The following is a 3,552-nucleotide window of genomic DNA, read 5'->3' as shown; positions in this document are numbered from 1 at the left end:
GAGTGAGGTTGCGGGTGGACTCGTACGGCTCGAGCGGTGCCTCCACGACCACGACCGCGCGTACCGCGCGAGCTCGGGTCACCGGTGCAGCGAGGAAGGCGTGCTCGTCACGACGCAGCGCGACCTTGCTGCGGACGTCGGCCAGCGTCGTGGCGATCGCGGTCAGTCGCGTGCTGACATTGGGTCCCTCGATCAGGCGTCCGTCGGTGGCGAAGATCCAGGTGGTGTCGTCGATCGAGTCGTTCGGGGTGTCCAGCGCGGTGACCGTGCCGTCCTTGCGGACCGCGACAGTGGCCGACACCGCAGCGAGCTGATCGTGCAGCCTGTTGTCGATGTTGTTGCGGGTCAGTGCGGCGAGGACCAGCAGGACCGTCCCTACCATGGCGGTCATCGCGATCGCGGTCACGATCAGCGTGCTCAGCACGATGCGAGAGATGAGGGTACGACTGGAGGTCTTCATCGCAGTGTGAAGCCCACGCCGCGTACCGTCACGAGCTCGGCGGGGGAGTCGATCGACGCGAGCTTGACCCGCAAACGGCGGATGTACGAGTCGATGGTGTTCTCGTTGACGATCGCACCATCGGGCCATGCCGCTGCGACGGCCGCTCGCCGACGCACGATTCCACCGGGATCGGCTGCGATCGCCGCGAGCAGACGGAACTCGGTCGGGGTCAGCGCCGCCTCGCGATGCTCGACCTGGACCGACATGCGGTCTGGGTTGAGGCCCAGACCGCGGACCGATTCCTGCTCGGGCCGGTTTCTGCGTCGCAGGGCGTCGACCCGCACGAGCACCTCGGAGATGGCGAATGGCTTGACCACGTAGTCGTCACCCCCGGCGTGGAATCCGGACACCCGGTCGTGGACCGCATCCAGCGCAGTCAGGAAGAGGGCGGGTGCATGCTGCCCGTCGGCGCGCAGTGCCTGGCACACGTCGCGACCGTCGGCATCTGGCAGGCCGATGTCCAGGATCAGGACCTCGACGCCGCTTCTCGGGCCCAGGTTGTCGACCGCCTCGCGACCGTTCCGCGCGATGACGACGTCATGCCCGTTCATCTTGAGCGCATCGGTCAGGACGCGCCGGACGTCCGGGTCGTCCTCGCAGATGCCCACGACAGCCATTGCGCCATCGTGCCTCATGGACTGCTCCAGTGGTGCGGTGCGAGCTCGGTAGTCAGGTCGCCGTCAGGTTGGGCGGTCGATGATGGCGGTGTGACCGTTCTGGCTGTCGGACCGACTCGTGGGTCCGTCCACGTTTCCGGACTTCTGCCTTCGTGGACCGTGGCAGCGAGTGTCGCCGTGCCGGTTCTGGCGCGTCTGCCGTTTCTCGGGCGGGCCGCGAGCCCGGACGAGGGCGGCTTCCTGCTGGTCGGTGCGCAGTGGTCGGGGGCGGGTCATTCGCTCTACGGCGACTACTGGGTCGACCGACCGCCGCTGCTGATCACGATCTTCCGAGCCGCGTCATCGCTCGGCGGCCTCACGGCGCTGCGACTGATCGGTTGCGTCGCGGTGGCCCTGGTCGTCGTCGGCGTCGCCCGCGTCGCCGGCCTGATCGGTGGGCAGGACGCTGCGCGGTGGGCAGCCATGGCGGCTGCGGCGTTGTGTCTCAGTCCGTGGCTCGGTGGGTATGAGGTCAACGGTGAGCTGCTCGCGGCCCCGGTGATCCTGGCCGCGATCGTGCTTGCGATCGGCGCGGTCCGGGCCACCCGAGATCGGCCGGCCATGTTGGCCGCGATCGCCGCCGGGGCATGTGCGGCGGCTGCGATGTTGATCAAGCAGAATCTTGCAGACGCTGCGGTGTTCAGCGCGGTGGCTTTCACGCTCGCCTGGTGGTGGGGACACATCACGTCCCGTCGCTTCGGCGTGATCGCGGTGGGGGGAGTCCTCGGGGCATTGGCGGCGGTGCTCGTGCTGGCCGGCTGGACCGTGCTGCACGGGTCGTCGCTGACCGGCGTGGTGGAGGCGATGTATCCGTTCCGGATTCGCGCCGGTCAGGTCCAGGCCTCGGGCGGGCGCCAGCACTCGACCGCGCGGCTGATCGGTCTGGTGGGCGTCGTGCTCTCCAGCGGGCTCGCACTTCTGATCCTGCGGGTGGTCGGCGACGTGGTGACCCGACGACTCCGCGATCCGCTCTGGTGGGCGGTGGTCGCGACGACGGTCTTCGCAGGCGCATCGGTTCTGCTGGGTGGCAACTACTGGCATCACTATTTGGTCGAGCTGGTGGCACCGGTCTCCATCGCGGTCGGCGTCATCGCGGCCCGCCGGGGCAGGCTCGTGCAGGCGCTGATCGCGTACACCGTGCTCGCCGCCGCAGCCGGCTGGGTCTTCAGCGTGGCGGTGCCGCAGAACAGCGACGCCCAGACGGTCGGCCGGGCAATCAGTACTGCCTCGCGGCCGGGCGATTCGATCGTCAATGTGTGGGGGCATGCCGATCTGGCGTTCGCCTCGGGCTTGCCGTCCCCGTACGCCCACCTGTGGAGCCTGCCGGTCAAGACGCTCGATCCGCAGCTGAACCAGCTCGACGCAGTGTTGGCGGGGCCCTCCGCTCCGACCTGGTTCGTGACCGGACCACACCTGCGGTCGTGGGGCCTGGACACCGCACGTACCGCAGAGATCCTGTCAGGCGACTACCACCGGCTCGGCTCTGCCTGCGGACATGTGATCTACCTGCGGGACGGAGTCGAACGACCGGCTCCACATCTCGCCGCCTGTCACGCGGCGGGAGGACTGTCCCATGCCGGATCGAAGTGACCTCGCCACCCGGTTTCTGACACCGGAAATCGTGACGTTCCTGGCTGTCGGTGGAGTCGGCTACCTCGTCGACATCGGTGCCTTCAACTATCTGCGCACCGCGCCCATCGTGGCTGGTCTCGACCCGAGTGTCGCGAAGTGCATCGCGGTCGCTCTGGCGATGATCGTGACGTACATCGGCAATCGGGCCATCACCTGGCGGGGTGCGGGGGATGACGACCGGCGGCGTGAGATGGGTTTGTTCGTGCTGTTCAACCTGATCGGCCTGGGGATCTCGGTGCTGACCCTGGTGATCTCCCACGATATTCTGGGCCTCACCAGCCGGCTGGCCGACAATGTCTCGGCGAATGGGGTGGGACTGGCGCTGGGCACGGCCTTCCGGTACTGGTCGTACCGGCGGTTCGTGTTCCGTGGCCCCGTGAAGCCTTCGGCTGAGCAGGCGGCGCTGTCAGTTTCCTGATTGAAGCGGAGGGCAACGCCGACCCGGTTGGCGATCGACGACGCTGAACTGGTCGTACGATGGGAGCTGCAGGTGGGAGGTGGACATGGGCCGAGCTGGGCTGTTGCTGGCGAGCGTGGCGCTCGCGCTGGGCGTCTCCGCGTGCTCGGAGGAACCGCCGCGGATGGTCGGCGCGACAGCGTTCGGCGCGGTCACCCTCGACCGTGTCGTACAGCCACCCAACGCCAAATTCACTCGCACGATGTACGCCACCTCGCGCCTCAGCCGGTCGACGATGATGCTCGACATGTGCCGCGGGCCGGTCGCGATCGACCTCGGTGGTGACCGGCCGGTGCTGATCGCCG

General features: G+C 68.2%; 5 protein-coding genes. 3 read left to right on the top strand and 2 right to left on the bottom strand.

The window, feature by feature from the left end; all coding sequences use genetic code 11:
- Positions 1–460, bottom strand: a 460-nt coding sequence (locus tag WB461_RS05155; protein WP_423851647.1) for a hypothetical protein, incomplete at its 3' end; no start/stop codon positions are given.
- Positions 457–1,119, bottom strand: coding sequence for a response regulator transcription factor (locus WB461_RS05150; RefSeq protein ID WP_423851646.1), 663 nt, complete (start codon positions 1,117–1,119; stop codon positions 457–459). The genes WB461_RS05155 and WB461_RS05150, both read right to left, overlap by 4 nt.
- Positions 1,120–1,209: 90 nt before the next feature.
- Between WB461_RS05150 and WB461_RS05145 the strand changes: the two genes are divergently transcribed.
- The 3 genes from WB461_RS05145 to WB461_RS05135 form a co-directional block, all read left to right on the top strand.
- Positions 1,210–2,748, top strand: a complete 1,539-nt coding sequence (locus WB461_RS05145; RefSeq protein WP_423851645.1) for a hypothetical protein — start codon at positions 1,210–1,212, stop codon at positions 2,746–2,748.
- Positions 2,732–3,208 carry a GtrA family protein gene (locus WB461_RS05140; RefSeq protein ID WP_423851644.1) on the top strand — a complete coding sequence of 159 codons (477 nt, stop codon included), beginning with the start codon at positions 2,732–2,734 and terminating at the stop codon, positions 3,206–3,208. The genes WB461_RS05145 and WB461_RS05140 overlap by 17 nt, the downstream gene beginning before the upstream one ends.
- Positions 3,209–3,293: 85 nt before the next feature.
- The coding region (locus WB461_RS05135) for a hypothetical protein (RefSeq protein ID WP_423851643.1) at positions 3,294–3,552 on the top strand (259 nt) is incomplete at its 3' end.

The sequence above is a fragment of the Aeromicrobium sp. genome, from assembly GCF_049587115.1.
In the GTDB taxonomy this organism is placed as follows: Bacteria; Actinomycetota; Actinomycetes; order Propionibacteriales; family Nocardioidaceae; genus Aeromicrobium.
This window is presented reverse-complemented; position numbering and strand designations above follow the sequence as displayed.